This is a genomic window from Pseudomonas tructae, assembly GCF_004214895.1.
GTDB lineage: Bacteria > Pseudomonadota > Gammaproteobacteria > Pseudomonadales > Pseudomonadaceae > Aquipseudomonas > Aquipseudomonas tructae.
In genome coordinates this window covers 3,791,804-3,808,073 of the sequence record NZ_CP035952.1, presented here as the reverse complement: position 1 = coordinate 3,808,073, position 16,270 = coordinate 3,791,804, and the positions used below count along the sequence as shown (strand labels likewise).

The 16,270-nt window shown below is 64.8% G+C and carries 13 protein-coding genes; 8 read left to right on the top strand and 5 right to left on the bottom strand.

What is annotated here, in order from left to right; translation table 11 throughout:
- The first annotated feature begins 73 nt into the window (after positions 1-73).
- Both EXN22_RS17320 and EXN22_RS17315 read left to right on the top strand, forming a co-directional pair.
- A complete protein-coding gene (locus tag EXN22_RS17320) occupies positions 74-733 on the top strand; it encodes an antitoxin Xre/MbcA/ParS toxin-binding domain-containing protein (RefSeq protein ID WP_130265220.1) in 660 nt (219 codons plus the stop codon).
- A complete protein-coding gene (locus EXN22_RS17315) occupies positions 726-1,376 on the top strand; it encodes an RES family NAD+ phosphorylase (protein ID WP_130265219.1) in 651 nt (216 codons plus the stop codon). Before EXN22_RS17320 ends, EXN22_RS17315 begins: the two co-directional genes overlap by 8 nt.
- On the opposite strand, the gene EXN22_RS17310 is transcribed toward EXN22_RS17315, so the two are convergent.
- The 5 genes from EXN22_RS17310 to fdnG form a co-directional block, all read right to left on the bottom strand.
- Positions 1,377-1,604 carry a hypothetical protein gene (locus EXN22_RS17310; protein ID WP_130265218.1) on the bottom strand — a complete coding sequence of 76 codons (228 nt, stop codon included), beginning with the start codon at positions 1,602-1,604 and terminating at the stop codon, positions 1,377-1,379.
- Between the two features lie 102 nt (positions 1,605-1,706).
- The gene (gene fdhE, locus EXN22_RS17305) at positions 1,707-2,618 is read right to left on the bottom strand and encodes a formate dehydrogenase accessory protein FdhE (RefSeq protein ID WP_130265217.1); all 912 of its coding nucleotides are present in this window, start codon (positions 2,616-2,618) and stop codon (positions 1,707-1,709) included.
- Positions 2,615-3,262 (bottom strand): formate dehydrogenase subunit gamma, encoded by a 648-nt coding sequence (locus EXN22_RS17300; RefSeq protein WP_130265216.1) that lies wholly within the window; start codon positions 3,260-3,262, stop codon positions 2,615-2,617. The genes fdhE and EXN22_RS17300 overlap by 4 nt, the downstream gene beginning before the upstream one ends.
- Positions 3,259-4,155: a formate dehydrogenase subunit beta gene (gene fdxH / locus EXN22_RS17295; protein ID WP_130265215.1), complete on the bottom strand. Its 897-nt coding sequence runs from the start codon at positions 4,153-4,155 to the stop codon at positions 3,259-3,261. The genes EXN22_RS17300 and fdxH overlap by 4 nt, the downstream gene beginning before the upstream one ends.
- An 11-nt stretch (positions 4,156-4,166) precedes the next feature.
- Entirely contained in the window at positions 4,167-7,217 is a 3,051-nt protein-coding gene (gene fdnG / locus EXN22_RS17290; protein ID WP_130265214.1) for a formate dehydrogenase-N subunit alpha, read from the bottom strand.
- A 498-nt stretch (positions 7,218-7,715) separates the two neighbouring features.
- Between fdnG and EXN22_RS17285 the strand changes: the two genes are divergently transcribed.
- Genes EXN22_RS17285 through EXN22_RS17260 form a run of 6 tightly spaced genes read left to right on the top strand, consistent with a single transcriptional unit; the run spans position 7,716 to position 16,247 of the window.
- Positions 7,716-9,803 carry a TonB-dependent receptor family protein gene (locus tag EXN22_RS17285; RefSeq protein WP_130266853.1) on the top strand — a complete coding sequence of 696 codons (2,088 nt, stop codon included), beginning with the start codon at positions 7,716-7,718 and terminating at the stop codon, positions 9,801-9,803.
- A gap of 44 nt (positions 9,804-9,847) precedes the next feature.
- The gene (locus EXN22_RS17280; RefSeq protein ID WP_130265213.1) at positions 9,848-11,563 is read left to right on the top strand and encodes an ABC transporter substrate-binding protein; all 1,716 of its coding nucleotides are present in this window, start codon (positions 9,848-9,850) and stop codon (positions 11,561-11,563) included.
- Entirely contained in the window at positions 11,560-12,492 is a 933-nt protein-coding gene (locus EXN22_RS17275) for an ABC transporter permease (protein ID WP_130265212.1), read from the top strand. The genes EXN22_RS17280 and EXN22_RS17275 overlap by 4 nt, the downstream gene beginning before the upstream one ends.
- Positions 12,493-12,514: 22 nt before the next feature.
- Complete coding sequence (locus EXN22_RS17270; RefSeq protein WP_233281647.1) at positions 12,515-13,798, top strand: acyl-CoA dehydrogenase family protein; 1,284 nt, start codon at positions 12,515-12,517, stop codon at positions 13,796-13,798.
- Between the two features lie 21 nt (positions 13,799-13,819).
- Entirely contained in the window at positions 13,820-15,163 is a 1,344-nt protein-coding gene (locus EXN22_RS17265) for an LLM class flavin-dependent oxidoreductase (RefSeq protein WP_130265211.1), read from the top strand.
- 28 nt (positions 15,164-15,191) lie between these two features.
- Positions 15,192-16,247, top strand: a complete 1,056-nt coding sequence (locus EXN22_RS17260) for an NADP(H)-dependent aldo-keto reductase (protein WP_130265210.1) — start codon at positions 15,192-15,194, stop codon at positions 16,245-16,247.
- Positions 16,248-16,270 lie beyond the last annotated feature (23 nt).

Here is a 16,270-nt window from a genome sequence, read left to right as displayed (position 1 = left end):
ACGTGGCTGGTGCTCATGGATTATCTGGATTACTATAAATTATAGATATCCGATCTAATCGAAAGGGGGTTGTATGCGCCGTGCTTCCGATCCGCGTCTGGCCCTGGCCGGTTCGCCCAAGGATGTGCGCAAGCGCCAGAGCCGCCAACAGGCCGAGCAGGTGGTGGCGGTTGCCCTGGCCGATGCCAGCCCGGGTGAGGTCGATGCCATTGCCGCAACCTTCGCCAGCGTTGCCGGTTTCGTCAAAAGCCTGATGGGCCGGCAACAGCAGCAAGCCCTTGAGTCCATCGTCGAAGCCCTGGTACCCAAGGCGCCGCCAACACCCAATGCGCTCAAGGAGGCAGCGATGCTGGCCCAGGCGCGTACGGCGGTGCTGCAGAGCGGCGACTGGTTGACCGCCGCACAGATTGCCGGGCTGGCAGGCTTCAGCCCAAGCAACCCCAGCGCCCAACCGAACAAGTGGAAGCGCGAAGGGGCGATCTTCGCCCTGCGTCACCATGGTGTCGATTACTTCCCGGCGTACGGCCTGGATGCCGGTTACCGGCCGCTCAAGGCCATGGCGCCGGTGCTGGCGCGCTTTGCCGAGGCCAAGGACAGCTGGGGCCTGGCTTACTGGTTCATGTCGGCCAATGGTTTGCTGGGCGGCAAGCGCCCGCTCGATCTGCTCGGCAGCGCGCCGGAGCAGGTGCTGGCCGCCGCCGAAGACGAACTGCAGGGCGTCGCCCATGGTTGATACACCGGCGCCTGCCGGTGTGCTGCAGTTATCGACCCTGAGCTGGGCCAGGGCTACGCCGATCCACCGTGTTCACCTGGATCAGTACGGCCCCGGCCAGTTCAACCCCGGGCTCAAGGGCAATGCCCGTTTCAGCCCGATCAGGGATGCCCGCGGCCAGCCGATCCCGACCTTGTACGGTGGCACCAGCTTTGACTGTGCGGCGCTGGAAACAGTGTTCCACGACGTGCCTTTTGCCGCTGGCCTCAAGACCTACGACACGCTCAAATTGCACGGGCAGTTGCACTCGGTGCTGCTCAGTGCACAGGACCTGCTGCTGGTGGACCTGGGCAGCAAGGCGTTGCGCAAGCTCGGGGTGCCGCGCAACCAGTTGATCGATACCGAGAAGGACCAGTACCCGCAGACCCGCCTGTGGGCCGAGGCGATTTACCGGCAGAACCCTGAGGTACAGGGCCTGTGCTGGACGTCACGACAGGATGACAGCGCACGGGCAATGATGCTGTTTGGCGATCGACTGACGGGCACAATGTTCAGGCCCCAGGGCCAGTCGCGCAGCGTGCTGCACGACAGCGGCGCTTATGCCGAGCTGCTGCACCTGGCCGAGCAGATCGGGGTGCTGCTGGTTGCCGGGCGCATGGGCTGATTACTCGGCTTTGCCGCGCACGATGCGCCCGCCCTTGATCTCGTCGGCGTAGGCTTTGAGTTTGTCGGAGTCCTTGTACAGGCGATTCATCAGGTGCAACACGGCGACCACGTCGACGCCGTCGATGCGTTCGGCCAGTTTGCTGATTTCACCGGCGGTGCGTTCCAGGTTGCTGGCGACGCTTTTCAGGTCGCGTTTGAGTTCGGCGGAGGATTTCTTGATGCCCATGGGGGTTCCGTATTGGTATGGGGGCTTTATCGCGGGGCAAGCCCGCTCCTACAGGGATTGTGCAGATCCTGTGGGAGCAGGCTTGCCCCGCGATCAGGTTTATCAGCCAGGAAACAGAAACGGACTGACAGCACTGCGCCCATACCCCTCGCGCTCCACCTCGGCGTCCAGCGCCAGGGAAGCCAGGTCATCGGCCAGTACGTCCTGGTCGCGGTCCTTTTCCGGGTACAACACTTTCAGGTAGCTGTGACAGTCGTTGCAGCTCTCGGCCTTTATCGGCGCATCCTGCCGTTCCAGCGACCAGTAGTCCAGGGCGCCGGTGGCTTCGCAGTTGCTGCATTTTACCCGAACCATGTGCCAGCGGCTTTCGCACAGGCCGCAATGCAGGTAACGCAGCCCGGCCTGGGCGCCGGTCATGATCACGCTGGCCACCGGCGCGCTGGCGCACACCGGGCAATGCTGGCGTTGCTCGCCCAGGCCGGCCCTGGCCGAGGCGGGCAGGGCATTGGCCAGTTGGGTGAAATACAACGCCAGCGCGCTCCAGAGGAATAGCGCCTGGCCGCTGTCGACCTGCTCATAGTCAGCGGCGAGCAGGGCACTGGCCAGTACTTCCAGCTGCGCCGCCGAGTAGCCGCGCAAGGTGTCCAGGGTGCTGCGCACGGTCGGGTTGGCGTTGCTGTAAAGCGCATCGATCAAGGCGCTCAGCAGCTGCTGCCAGTAACCGTCGCGCGGGTACTCGGCGCTCGCCAGCGGTGGCCGGCCTTCGTTCAGGCGCGCGGCCAGTCCGGCTGCCAGTGCCTCAGGCAGCGGCAGCGTGGCCAGCAGTTGCTGCTGGGCATCAGCGATGCTGGCACAAAAGCCCAGGTAATCGCCCATGGCATGCCCATCGGCCAGCTGGCGCAGACGCGTCGCACGTTTGCGGTAGCGGTCCTTGAGCGACGGCAGCAGCACCGCGACGATCTCGTTGACGCCGCCGCTGGGCGTCTGCACCGGGGTCATCTGGATGCTGCTCATTTGTCGCTCCCGGCTTTGCTTTGCTTGCTGTTGAGTTGGCGGTACCAGCGGTCGTGGTGGGTCTTGGCCCAACGGCGGCTGACGTAGCCGGTGACCATGCCGCGAATCGAGCCTTTGACCCAGAACGCCAGGTACGCATGGCCGATGATCAGCAGGATCAGGCTGATGCCGGCCAGCGCGTGTACCAGCAGGCCGATACGGATGGTCGGGATGCTGAACAGCGGGGCGAAGTACGGCCGCCAGATCACCACGCCGCTGAGCAGCAGCAGGCTGATCAGGCCCATGATGCCCCAGAACAGGATCTTCTGACCGGCGTTGTACTTGCCGATGTTCAGCGCCGGTTCATGCTCGCCGGCCAGCACCTGTTTGAGGTTCTTGAACCACTGCAGGTCTTCGCGCTCGGGCAGGTTGTAGCGCACGAAGCGCACGAACAGGAACATCAGCAGCAAAAACACCAGCACACCGAAAAACGGATGAAGGATGCGCGCCAGCTGCGGGGTGCCGAACACCGCGTTAAGGCCGTTGAGCGAGGGGAAGAACCACGACAGCCCCGACAGCGCCACGGCGAAGAAGCAGATCACCATGAACCAGTGGCTGGCGCGTTCGATGAAACGCGTGCGCAGGATCAGTTTGTCCTTGTTCATGCGTGGGTATCCTCTTCGAGCTTCTCATCCTGTTCGTCGACCTCGTTGGGGCCGACGCCGATGTAGTGGAACAGGGTGCCGGCCAGGGTGGCGAAGAACGCCGCCGCGGCCACCGGTTTCATCCAGCCTTTCCAGCCCTGGATGGCGTTGCTGATGCGCGGGTCGGTGGGCAGCTTGTGGTACAGCTGCGGCTTGTCGGCGTGCTGCAGCACGTAGACCACGTGGGTACCGCCCACGCCTTGCGGGTCATAGATGCCGGCACCGGCAAAGCCGCGGCCCTGCAGTTCGCTGACCCGTTCGCCGGCCTGGTGCAGCATGTCCTCTTTGCTGCCGAAGTTGATCGCTCCGGTCGGGCAGGTCTTGACGCAGGCCGGCTCCTGGCCGACCGAAACCCGGTCGACGCACAGCGTGCACTTGTAGGCCTTGTTGTCTTTCTGGCTGATGCGCGGCACATCGAACGGGCAGCCGGCGATGCAGTAGCCGCAACCGATGCAGTGCTCGGACTGAAAGTCGACGATACCGTTGGCGTACTGGATGATCGCCCCCGGTTGCGGGCAGGCTTTCAGGCAGCCGGGGTCGGCGCAGTGCATGCAGCCGTCCTTGCGGATCAGCCATTGGAGCTTGCCGCTTTCGTCTTCGACTTCATCAAAACGCATCAGCGTCCAGGTTTCGGCCGACAGGTCGGCCGGGTTGTCGTACACGCCGACGTTGTGGCCGACTTCATCGCGCAGGTCGTTCCATTCGTTGCAGGCCACCTGGCAGGCCTTGCAGCCGATGCAGATGCTCACGTCGATCAGCTTGGCCACTTCGGCCTGGTGATCGCGGGTGTGTGGCGCCGGGGTCAGCACGTTGGTGGCCGAGCGGCGGACGATGTCTTGGGATTGCATGGACATGGTGTTCGCCCTCAGACCTTTTCAATGTTCACGAGAAACGCCTTGTACTCCGGCGTATGGGTGTTCGACTCGCCGATGCCCGGGGTCAGGGTGTTGGCCAGAAAGCCCTTGCGCGTGCTGCCTTCATAACCCCAGTGGCAGGGGATACCGATGGTGTCGACGTCCTGGCCATCGACCGCCAGGCGACGGATGCGCTTGGTCACCACGGCCTTGGCCTTGATGTAGCCACGCTTGGTGCTGACCTTGACCATATCGCCCTGGACGATGCCCTTGTCGGCCGCCAGCTTCTCGCCGACCTCGACGAACTGCTCGGGCTGGACGATGGCGTTCAGGCGCGCGTGCTTGGTCCAGTGGCGGAATAGTTCGGTGATCGAGTAGGTGGTCGCCACGTAGGGGAACTCTTCGCGTTTACCCATGCGCTGGCGGTCGTTTTCGTACAGCCGTGCGGTCGGGCTGTAGGTCACGTTCGGGTGCAGCGGGTTGCTTGTCAGCGGGCTTTCGGTCGGCTCGTAGTGCTCGGGGAACGGCCCGTCGTTCATCGCGCCCACCGAGAACAGCCGGCCCAGGCCTTCAGGCAGCATGATGAACGGGTTGACCTTGCCGCCGGGGGCGGCGCTGACGGCAAAGTCGGGCACATCGACGCCGCTCCAGCGTTCGCCGTCCCAGCCGATCAGCTTGCGTTTGGGGTCCCACGGCTGGCCCTGCGGGTCGGCTGATGCGCGGTTGTAGAGGATGCGCCGGTTCTGCGGCCAGGCCCAGGCCCAGCCCGGGGTGCAGCCCAGGCCGCTGTCGGCGTTGTCGCGACGGGCCATCTGGTTGCCTTGTTCGGTCCAGGAACCGGCGAAGATCCAGTTGAAGCACTGGGTGCTGCCGTCGTCGCGCAGTTGCGAGAAGTCGTTGAGCAACTGGCCCTTGCGCAGGATCAGTTTGCCTTGTTCGTCGTGCAGGTCGGCGAGGGCGCGGCCGTTGGATTCCTTGGCCACTTCTTCGGGCTTGGGGTCCAGCGGGTCGGCATAGTCCCAGGCCATGTTGAGGATCGGTGCCGGGTTGGCGCCGCCTTCCTTTTCGTACAGCTCGCGGATTTTCAGGAACAGGTGGCCGAGGATCTTGCCGTCGTGCCAGGCCTCGCCGGGCGGCGCGGCACCGGCCCAGTGCCATTGCAGCCAGCGCCCGGAGTTGACGATCGAGCCGTCTTCTTCGGCAAAGCACGAGGAGGGCAGGCGGAACACTTCGGTCTGGATCGCGGCGGTGTCGACATCGTGCTGCTCGCCGTGGTTCTGCCAGAAGCTCGAGGTCTCGGTGGCCAGCGGGTCGATGATCACCAGGAACTTGAGTTTGGCCAGCGCCGCCTGGGCCTTGTTCTTGTCGGGGAAGGCCGCCACCGGGTTGAAGCCCTGGGCGATGTAGCCGTTGACCTTGCCCTCGTACATGCGGTTGCTGTAGTTGAGCACGTCGTAGCTGTCGTCCCACTTGGGCAGCCAGTCGAAGCCCCAGTCGTTGTCCTTGGTGGCCTTGTCGCCCCACAGGCTTTTCATCAGGCTGACGAAGAATTTTGGCGTGTGCTTGTAGTAGTTGACCTGATCTTCGAGCAGCGCTGTCGGCGTGGTCTGCTTGAGGTAGCTGGCCAGGGTGGTCTGCTCGTCGGACGGCAGGTTCATGTAGCCGGGCAGGCGCAGCGACAACAGGCCCAGGTCGGTGTAGCCCTGGATGTTGGAGTGGCCGCGCAGGGCGTTGACCCCGCCACCGGCCATGCCGATGTTGCCCAGCAGCAGCTGGATCATCCCCGAGCCGCGGATCATCTGTGCGCCGTTGGTGTGGTGGGTCCAGCCCAGGGCGTAGAGGAAGGTCGCGGTCTTGTCCGGGGCGCTGGTTTCGCCAAGGATCGCGCAAATATTGAGGAAGTCATCCTTGGGCGTGCCGCAGACGTTGGTGACCATCTCCGGGGTGTAGCGGCTGACGTGGGCCTTGAGCAGGTTCCACACGCAGCGCGGGTGCTGCAACGTCAGGTCGCGTTTGGCGTAGCCCTTGCTGTCGAGCTCGTAGCTCCAGGAGCTGCGGTCGTAGCTGCGTTTTTTCGCGTCGTAGCCGCTGAACAGGCCGTCGTCGAAGTGGTAGTCCTCGCGCACGATCAGGCTGGCGTTGGTGTAGTGGCGCACGTACTCGTGCTGGATCTTGTCGTGGCTGATCAGGTAGTTGACCACGCCCAACAGGAAGGTCACATCGGAGCCGGCGCGGATCGGCGAGTAGATGTCGGCCACCGCGGCGCTGCGGTTGAAGCGCGGGTCGACGACGATGACCTTGGCACCGTTGCGGATCTTCGCCTCGATCACCCACTTGAAGCCCACCGGGTGCGCTTCGGCGGGATTGCCGCCCATGATCAGCACGACGTTGGCGTTCTTGATGTCGACCCAGTTGTTGGTCATGGCGCCACGGCCAAAGGTCGGCGCCAGCGCGGCAACCGTCGGCGCATGGCAGACCCGCGCCTGGCTGTCGGTACCGAGGATGCCCAGGGCGCGGGTGAAGCGCTGGTCGAGCGAGCCGGTTTCGCTGCTGGCCGCCGAGGAGCAGAGCATGCCGGTGCTGAGCCAGCGGTTGACCGTGGTGCCCTTGGCGTTCTTCTCGATGAAGTTGGCGTCGCGGTCATCCTTCATCAAGCGGGCGATGCGCTCGATGGCGTGGTCCCAACTGATGCGCTGCCATGTGTCCGAGCCCGGCGCGCGGTACTCGGGGTAGAGCAGGCGCTGTTCACTGTGCACGTAGTCGACCAGGCCGGCGCCCTTGGGGCACAGCGAGCCGCGGCTGACCGGGTGATCGGGGTCGCCTTCGATATGGAAGATGCGCGCCTTGGCGTTCTTGGCACCGTCGCCCAGGCTGTACATGAGAATCCCGCAACCGACCGAGCAATAGGTGCAGTTGTTGCGGGTTTCCTTGGCGCGCAGCAGCTTGTACTGGCGCGACTGGGTCGCCTGGGCCACGCCGGGGGCAAAGCCCAGGCTTGCACAGGTGGCGGTGGCGACGCCGGCGGTACAGAGCTTGAAGAACTGTCGTCTGCCAAGTCCCATGGGTATCTCCTCATTCTTGTCGGCCGCACAAAGCTGCAGGCATAGGCATGCCCGGCAACAAGGCGTCGCAAGCGCAGTTGGCTGGGTGGGTAAGCACGGTGTGTCGCAGGCTCCTGTCTGAGGCAGGGCTCTAAGCGCACGTTATGCGCGCTAGTGTATTCCCGTACGGAATGTGGGACTAATCGACCTTGTTGATAGGTCTATCGAGCGTATCTATCAGAGGCGGGTGCATGATCAACTGTTTGCCAGGCAACAGCAGTTCCACAGATGCCTGGATTTCGAACAATTGTTTAAACCTCGGCGAGGCGTCAAGCACAGGATATACAGGGGTTTTGCAGGTTGGCACGGAGGCTGCAACAGCTTCCCCCGAGATTGACTATACCAATAGAAACTCGCCTATTTTTCAATCAGGTGGGGAGCAAGACCTTGAATTTCGTGCCTCGGGAAACAGCCGTTTTATCCAATTATTCGACCAAAGTAGTAGGCAGGGACTGGAAGCTGGCCAGCGTCGGCGCAGCCCTGTTGAGCCTGGCACCGCTGGCCCAGGCCGACGATGCCACACAGACTGAACAACGCCTGGAGACGGTTACCGTCCAGGCCGCCAAAACCACCCCGGTAGAAAATGCGCAGGCGCAACTGGACGAAATCCCCGGCGGTACCGGGCTGGTCCAGCAGGCCGAGGTGGAGAAGGGCCGTTCGGCCACCCTGGAAGACACTCTGGCCTATCAGCCGGGGGTGTATGCCCAGGCCGCCGGTGGCAACGATGCCATCAAGATTTCCATCCGAGGTTCGGGCGCCAACACCTCGCCGGGTTACTTTCGCGAAGGCACCAAGTTCCTCTTCGACGGCCTGGCCCTGACCGGCGCTGGCGGCACGCCCTATGAACTGCTCGACACCCAGGGCCTGAACTACACCGAAGTGCTGCGCGGAGCCAACGCCTTCGAGTACGGCGCCTTGTCCCTGGGCGGGGCGATCAATTTCGTGACCAACTCCGGGCTGACTGCGCCGGGCAATCGCATCAAGCTCGAAGGCGGCAGCTTTGGCTGGCAGAAGCAGACCCTGAGCACCGGTGGCGTGGCCGGTAACGCTGATTATTTCGTCAGCGTCGACAACGCCAAGCGCGACGGTTACCAGGATTTTACCTTCACCAAGGCCAAGGGCGTGGTGACCAACTTCGGCTACCGCTTCAACCCCAAGCTGGAAACCCGCCTGTACATCCGCTACCGCGAGGAGTACCACGAGAACTCCGGGGCCCTGACCCTGGCGCAACTGAAGAAGAACTCGTCGCAGACCAACCCCAGCACCCGCGCCACCCGTGGCGACTCGACCAAGGAAGGCTCGACCTGGGTCGGCAGCAAGACCACCTACACCTTTGACGACGACTCGACCCTGGTGGCCGGCCTGGTCTATCACAACTACCCGCAGATCCTCAGCAAGAAGAGCACGGTCAACCCCAACTACTGGGACTGGCGCGACATCAACTACTCGCTCAAGTACACCCGCAGCGACCAACTGTTCGGCCTGCCGAGCACCACCACCCTGGGTTGGAACAGCACCCAGCACATCCGCTCCGGGGTGCGCACCTACAACGGTGACAAGGACCTGGGCCGGTTGCAGAAACAGGTCGAGTACGACGGCTCCTTCGACCACGTGTTGTCGCTGGGCAACGACCTGGGCCTGACCGACAACCTGTACCTGTCCACCGGCCTGTCGGCCATCGAGGTCAAGCGCAACGTCGACGTCAGCTTCAGCGACCGGCCTAACACCAGCGGCATCCCCAGCCACTATCGCTATGACGAGTGGAAGCTGGCGCCACGGGTCGGCCTGCGTTACTACCTGACCCCGGACGTGCAAGTGTTCGGTAACGTCAGCCGCTCCATCGACCCGCCCAGCTCCTGGTCGAGTTCAGGCTCCGGGGTCACCACCAACTTCGCCAAGACCCTGGTGCCGCAAAGCGCCAACACCGTCGAGCTGGGCATTCGCGGGCGCTCGGAGATCTTCGATGGCAGCCTGACCCTGTACAAATCCTGGATCAAGGATGAGCTGCTCAACGTCGAAATCCTCCCGGCCACCGCCACCTCGGCCGCGGTGGTCTCGACCTCCAACGCCAGCCCGACCATTCACCAGGGCATCGAGGCGGGGCTGACCACCAAGCTCTGGCAGCGCGATAACGGCGATGTGCTGAGCTGGCGCCAGGCCTACACCCTCAACGACTTCCATTACCGCAACGACCCGCTGTTCGCCAAGAACGAGCTGCCGGGCCTGCCCAAGCACATCTACCAGGGCGAGCTGTTCTACCAGTACGCGAATGGCTTCTACGCCGGGGTCAACGTGCGCTCGGCGTCGAGCACAGCAGTGGACTACGCCAACAGCTTCTACGCCCCGTCCTACACCTTGTGGGGGGCACGCCTGGGCTACGACGCGCCGAACAAGACCTGGCAGGTGTACCTGGACCTGAAGAACCTCACCGACAAGGACTACGTCACCGCCCTGGCGCCCAGCTACGACGCCAAGGGCCAGGACACCGCGTCGCTGTACCCGGGTGACGGCTTTGGTGCCTACACCGGTATTGCCTACAACTTCTGAGCCAGGGGCGGGTGCCGTTCGCGCGGCACCTGCAGGAGAACTGCATGAGACTAATCGCAAGGCTGGGCCCGCCCGCCATGCTGGGTGCGTTGCTGGTCCTGGGCGCCTGCAAGCCGGTGGAGCCGGCCGCGGGGCAGGGCAGCAGCGGCATCGACGGCACGCTGGCCAACGGCACCTTGAGTTACGCCGCGCAAGATTATTACGAGGCCGTCCCGGGCAAGCCCGGCGGCACCTTGCGGGTGTCCACGGCGTCGGACACCACCACCCTCGACGTGCATTCGATTTCCCACGGCAACGTGCAGTGGCTGGGCCGCATTCTGTTCGACTGCCTGCTGTACCAGGACGAGCAGGGCAATATCTCGCCGTGGCTGGCCAAGTCCTGGGAGATTTCCGAGGACGGCAAGACCTACACCTTTCATCTGCGCGATGACGTGACCTTCAGCGATGGCGAGAAATTCAACGCCCGCGCCGTGCAGGTCAACCTTGAACACATGCGCGACCCGGCGACCAAGTCGCCGTTGGCCGCCGCCTACATCGCCCCCTATGTGGACGGGCGCATCGTTGATGAGTACACCTTCCAAGCGCACCTGCGCGAGCCTTATTCGCCATTCCTCGATGTGCTGGCGCAGTCCTGGTTGAGCATGATCTCGCCACGGCAGATCCTCGAAGCGCCGAAATCCATCGCCGAACACCCGATCGGCTCCGGGCCCTTCGTGCTGGAAAGCTACACCCGCGACCAGGGCGCCAACTTCGTCAAGCGCAAGGGCTACAACTGGGCACCTGCGGTCACCCGGCACCAGGGCGAGGCCTACCTCGACCGCCTGGAACTGAGCATCGTCCCCGAGCCGATGATCCGCTTCAGTACCCTGGAATCCGGCCAGTCGGACTTCACCGTCGATGCGCCGACCCAGAATGCCCGAGCCATCCGCGCCAATCCGGACTTGCAGATGCACAGCCGCATCCGCAAGGCCAACCCGTTTCGCAGCCTGACCTTCAATGTCGAGCGTTTTCCCTTCGATGATGTGCAGGTGCGCCGCGCCGTGGCCAAGGCCGTTGACCGTGACGGCCTAGCCTGGATCACCGGCTTTGGCGAGTACCTGGCCAAGGGCGATTTCCTGGCCGCCAACACCCGCTACTACGACCCGGCGTTCAAGGACGAGCTGGCGTTTGATGTGGCCGAGGCCAACCGCATTCTCGACCAGGCCGGCTGGAGCGAACGCGACGCCCAGGGCTACCGGGTGAAGAACGGCCAGCGCCTGGCCGCGCACCTGCTGACTTACGAAACCGCCGCCTACCCGAGCAGCATTGCCGTGGCCATCCAGGCGGACCTGAAGAAGATCGGTCTGCAGCTCGACATCGACCTGCTGCCCCTGGCCCAGGTCACCCAGCGCCGCTACGCCAGCGATTTTCAGGTGATCGGCGGCGGTTACTGGCACACCAACACCCCCGATGGCCTGTTCATCCTCTACCACAGCCAGGCGATCAGTACCGCCAAGCTGATCGGCCAGAACGCCGGGCGCTTTCGCGATGCCGAGCTCGACCGGGTGCTCAGCGCTGCCCGGCAGACCACCGACCCGCAGGCACTGACCGGCCTCTACCGCATCGCCCAGCAGCGCCTGGCGCAAACCATTCCAGCGGTGCCGGTGTTCGAAAGCCATGTGTTGCTGGCGTACCGCAAGCAGGTCAAGGGGCTGATTTTCGACACCTCGCACAACACCCCGTTCTTCACCAGCGTCTGGCTTGACCCGGAGGGCACATGAGGACTTTGCAGCGATTGGCCTGGCGCCTGCTGGCAGGCATCGGCGTGCTCTGGGGCGCGGCGACCCTGACCTTTCTGGCCATCAACCTCAGTGCCGGCGACCCGGCCCTGGCGATCCTCGGCGGCCCGGATGCCATGCCCAGCGCCGAGCTGATCGCCCAGGTGCGCGCCCAATACGGCCTCGACCAGCCGTTGTGGGTGCAATACGGCCAGTACCTAGCGCGCCTGGCCCAGGGCGATCTGGGCGAGTCGTACCGCTTGCGCATTCCGGTGCTGCAGGTGATCAGCAGCCAACTGGGGGCCACGGTGCAGCTGTCGCTGGCCGCCGCCTTGCTGGCGATCCTGCTGGCGGTTGCCTGCGCCGTGCTCACCGCCAACCGTGCGCGCTGGGTCCGCTCGCTGGTGTCGGGCAGCGAACTGGTGCTGTCGTCGGCGCCGTCGTTCGTGATCGGCATTGTCCTGTTGCTGCTGTTCTCGTTCGGCTGGCACCTGCTGCCGCCGTCCGGTTCCAGCAGCTGGCAGGCGCTGATCTTGCCGAGCCTGGCCCTGGCCCTGCCGATTGCCGCAGTGCTCAGCCAGGTGCTGCGCCAGGCGCTGGAGGAGATTCTCGAACAGCCCTTTATCGCCATGGCCCGGGCCCGCGGCATGTCGGAAACCGGTGTGCGCCTCAAGCATGCCTTGCGTCACGCCCTGGTGCCGCTGGTGACGCTGTCGGGTTTTGTCTTCGCCAGCCTGCTGGGCGGGGCGGTGATCATCGAGATGCTGTTCGCCCGCCAGGGCATTGGCCGCTTGATGCTCGACGCCGCCGTGACCAAGGACATGCCCTTGCTGCTGGGCATCACCCTGCTGGCGGCGGCGATTTATGTGGTCGTCAACTTTCTCGTCGACCTGATCAACCACTGGGTCGACCCACGCAGCACCAGCGTATGAACCCGTTTTTCAAGGACAAGCCATGAGTGCCCATGATCTGCCAACCCCTCTGGCCGCCAGCAGCGCAGGCCAGGACTACGCGCACTTGCAGGCGCGTTTTGCCCCACTCTTTGCCCGCATTGCCGACGGTGCGATCCGCCGTGAGCTACACCGCGAGCTGGCCCATGAGCCGGTGAACTGGCTGCGCGAGGCAGGCTTCGGCGCCTTGCGTGTACCTCAGGCGTTGGATGGTGCCCAGGTCAGCCTGCCGGTGCTGTTTCGCCTGCTGATCGACCTGGCCGAAGCCGACTCCAACCTGCCGCAGATCTTCCGCGCCCACTTCGGTTTTGTCGAAGGGCGCTTGTCCAGTGGCGATGCCGCGTCCCAGCGCCATTGGCTGGGCAAAGTGGTGGCGGGGCAGTTGTGGGGCGCGGCCATGGCCGAACGCACCGACACCACCGGCAACTCGGTACGCCTCAGCCCGGCCGACCCGCAGGCGCCGGAGGCCGGCTGGCTGCTGCAAGGCGAGAAGTACTACTGCACCGGCGCCATCTACGCCGATTGGGTGGCGGCGGTGGCCATGCTCGACGAGGACTTTGTCAGCGTCGTGGTGCCGACCACCGCGCCCGGGGTCAGCCTGGAGGATGACTGGGACGGCTTCGGCCAGCGCCTGAGCGGCAGCGGCACCACCCGTTTTGCCGACGTCGCGGTGCCGCCGGAGCAGGTGCTGCGGCGCTTCAAGCCTGGCGAGCTGCGCGCCGAATCCTACCTGTCGGCGTTCTACCAGCTGTATCACCTGGCAACCCTGGCCGGCATCGCCCGTGCAGTACAGCGCGATGCGGTCGCCTTCGTCCAGGGCCGCACCCGCGCCTTTGGCGTGCCGGGCCAGTCCAGCCCCAAGGACGATGTGCTGGTGCAGCGGGTGATCGGCCGCCTGTCGAGCCTGGCCTATGCCGCCCAGGCCCTGGTGCTCGACGTCGCCCAGGTGCTGCAGAGGGTGCATGAGGCCGAGCTCGATGGCACGGTCGCTGAAGACCACTACGTCGAGGCCGACATCCGCACCTACCAGGCCCAGCAGATCATCCTGGAGCAGGTGCTCCAAGCCACCAGCTTGCTGTTTGAAGTCGGTGGCGCCTCGGCCACCAGCCAGGCCCGGCGCCTTGACCGGCATTGGCGCAATGCCCGCACCCTGGCCTCGCACAACCCGGCGATTTACCGCGAACAGGCGCTGGGCAATTACTACCTCAACGGCGTCAGCCCCGGTGCCGCCTGGCGCCAGCTGCACGCTCAGGACAACAGCGCCCGCGACGAAGCCAGCGCGGTCTGACCCTCACTTCAAGGAGTTGCCATGAGCCAGCCTGCACAACACATGAGCATCGGCATGAACATCCTCGGCTTCGGCGCCCATTCCGGCGCCTGGCGCCAGGCCGAGGTGCCGGCCGATGCCTACCTGGACCCCGCGTACTACAGCAACATCGCGCGCATTGCCGAGCGCGGCAAGCTCGATGCGATCTTCCTCGCCGACGGCCCGGCGCTGTTCGGCGATATCGCCGAGCACCCGGCCGGGCGCCTGGAGCCGACTGTGCTGCTCACCGCCGTGGCCTTGGCGACCCGCCATATCGGCGTGATCGCCACCGCGTCGAGCAGTTACAACGACCCCTACAACCTGGCCCGGCGCTTCAGCTCGCTGGACCATATCAGCGGCGGCCGGGCGGCCTGGAACGTAGTGACCAATGCCGGCGATGCCGCGGCGCAGAACTTCGGTCTGGCCGGGGCGCCACGGCATGTCGACCGGTATGCTCGCGCCGATGAGTTCATCGACGTCACCCTCAAACTCTGGGACAGCTGGGAAGATGACGCGGTGATTGGCGACGCCCAGCGCGGGCGCTTTGCCGACCCGGCCAAGGTTCACGCCATCGACTTTGTCGGCGCGCATTTCTCGGTCAAGGGCCCGCTCAACCTGCCGCGCTCGCCCCAGGGCCGGCCGGTGCTGGTCCAGGCCGGGTCTTCCGAAGGCGGCAAGGCCCTCGGCTCGCGCTATGCCGATGCGATCTTTACCACCCAGACCACCCTGGTCGACGGCCAGGCCTTCTACCAGGAGATGAAGCAGCGTGCTCGCCAGTGGGGGCGCAACCCCGAGCACCTGAAAATCATGCCGGGGCTGTCGACGGTGATCGGCAGCAGCGAGGCCGAGGCCCAGGCGCGCTTTGATCAGCTCAACGCCTATTACGGTGAAGAAGGGTTGATCAACCAGGTCGCAGCGCGGGTGGGCCTGGCGGTCAGCGAACTGGAACTGGATGCACCCTTGCCCTGGGAGCGGATCGGCCCGGTGGCGGAGTTCGAGCGCGGCTCCCACGGCTTTCTCGAAGCCCAGCTGAACCTGGCGCGGCGCGAGAACCTGACCATCCGTGAGCTGTCGCGACGGATCCTGGTCGGCCACCGGCTGATCGTCGGCACCCCGGAGCAGGTCGCCGACACCCTCGAACACTGGTTCCGCGCCGGTGCCGCCGACGGCTTCAACATCATGCCGGACATGTTCCCCTCAGGCGTCGAGGTGTTCGTCGACGAGGTGGTGCCGCTGCTGCAACAGCGCGGGGTGTTCCGCCACGAATACCGGGGCAGCACCCTGCGCGACCACCTCGGCCTGCCATACCCGGCCAGCCAATACCAGCGCGCCGCTGAAGCGGTTTGACGCGTTTCACTTTCCGGAGGGAGCAAGCATGATCAAACGCAACTTGGGCCACAGCGACATCCAGGTCAGCGTGCTGGGATTGGGCAGCATGACCTGGGGCCACCAAAACAGCGAAAGCGATGCCCACCGTCAGCTCGACGCGGCCCTGGCCGCCGGCATCAACCTGATCGACAGCGCCGAGATGTACCCAACGCCCACCCACGCCGAAACCTGGGGCAGCACCGAGCGCTTTATCGGCAGTTGGCTGGCGAAAAGCGGGCGGCGTGCTGAGGTGGTGCTGGCCAGCAAGATCATCGGCCCGGCTCGCCAGCCGGGGGCCGGGGCGCATATTCGCGAGGGCCGCACCCGCCATGACCGGGGCAATATCGTTGCCGCCCTGGACGGCAGCCTCAAGCGTTTGCAGACCGATTACCTGGACCTCTACCAACTGCACTGGCCGGACCGCACCACCAATATATTCGGCCAGCGTGAATACCCTTATGTCGCCGATGACCGCGAGACCGTGAGCATCGCCCAGACCTTGCAGGTGCTGGCCGAACAGGTGGCCGCCGGCAAGATTCGCCATATCGGCGTGTCCAACGAAACCCCGTGGGGCGTGGCCGAGTTCCTGCGTCAGGCGCGCGAGCAGAACCTGCCGCGCATCGTCAGCATCCAGAATCCCTACAGCCTGCTCAACCGCCTGTACGAGGGCGGCCTGTCGGAGTTCAGCCAGCGCGACAACATCGGCTTGCTGGCCTATTCGCCGCTGGCCTTCGGCGCGCTGACCGGCAAGTACCTCAACGGCGCCTTGCCGCAAGGTTCGCGCTTGTCGTCGGTGTACCGCACCTTCAATCGCTACGACAGCCCCGGCGCCCATCAGGCCATCGGCGCTTATGTGGCACTGGCCCGGGAGCTGGGGATCAGCCCGGCGCAACTGGCCCTGGCCTATGTCATCAGCAAGCCGTTTGTCAGCAGCGCACTGACCGGGCAGACCAGCCTTGCGCAACTGGCCGACAACCTCGGCGCCCTTGAGGTGAGGCTCGACAGCGAGGCCCTGGCGCGCATCGAGCAGATCCACCGGCAGATCCCCAACCCTGCACCCTAACGTTCAGTTCATGGAGGTGCCCG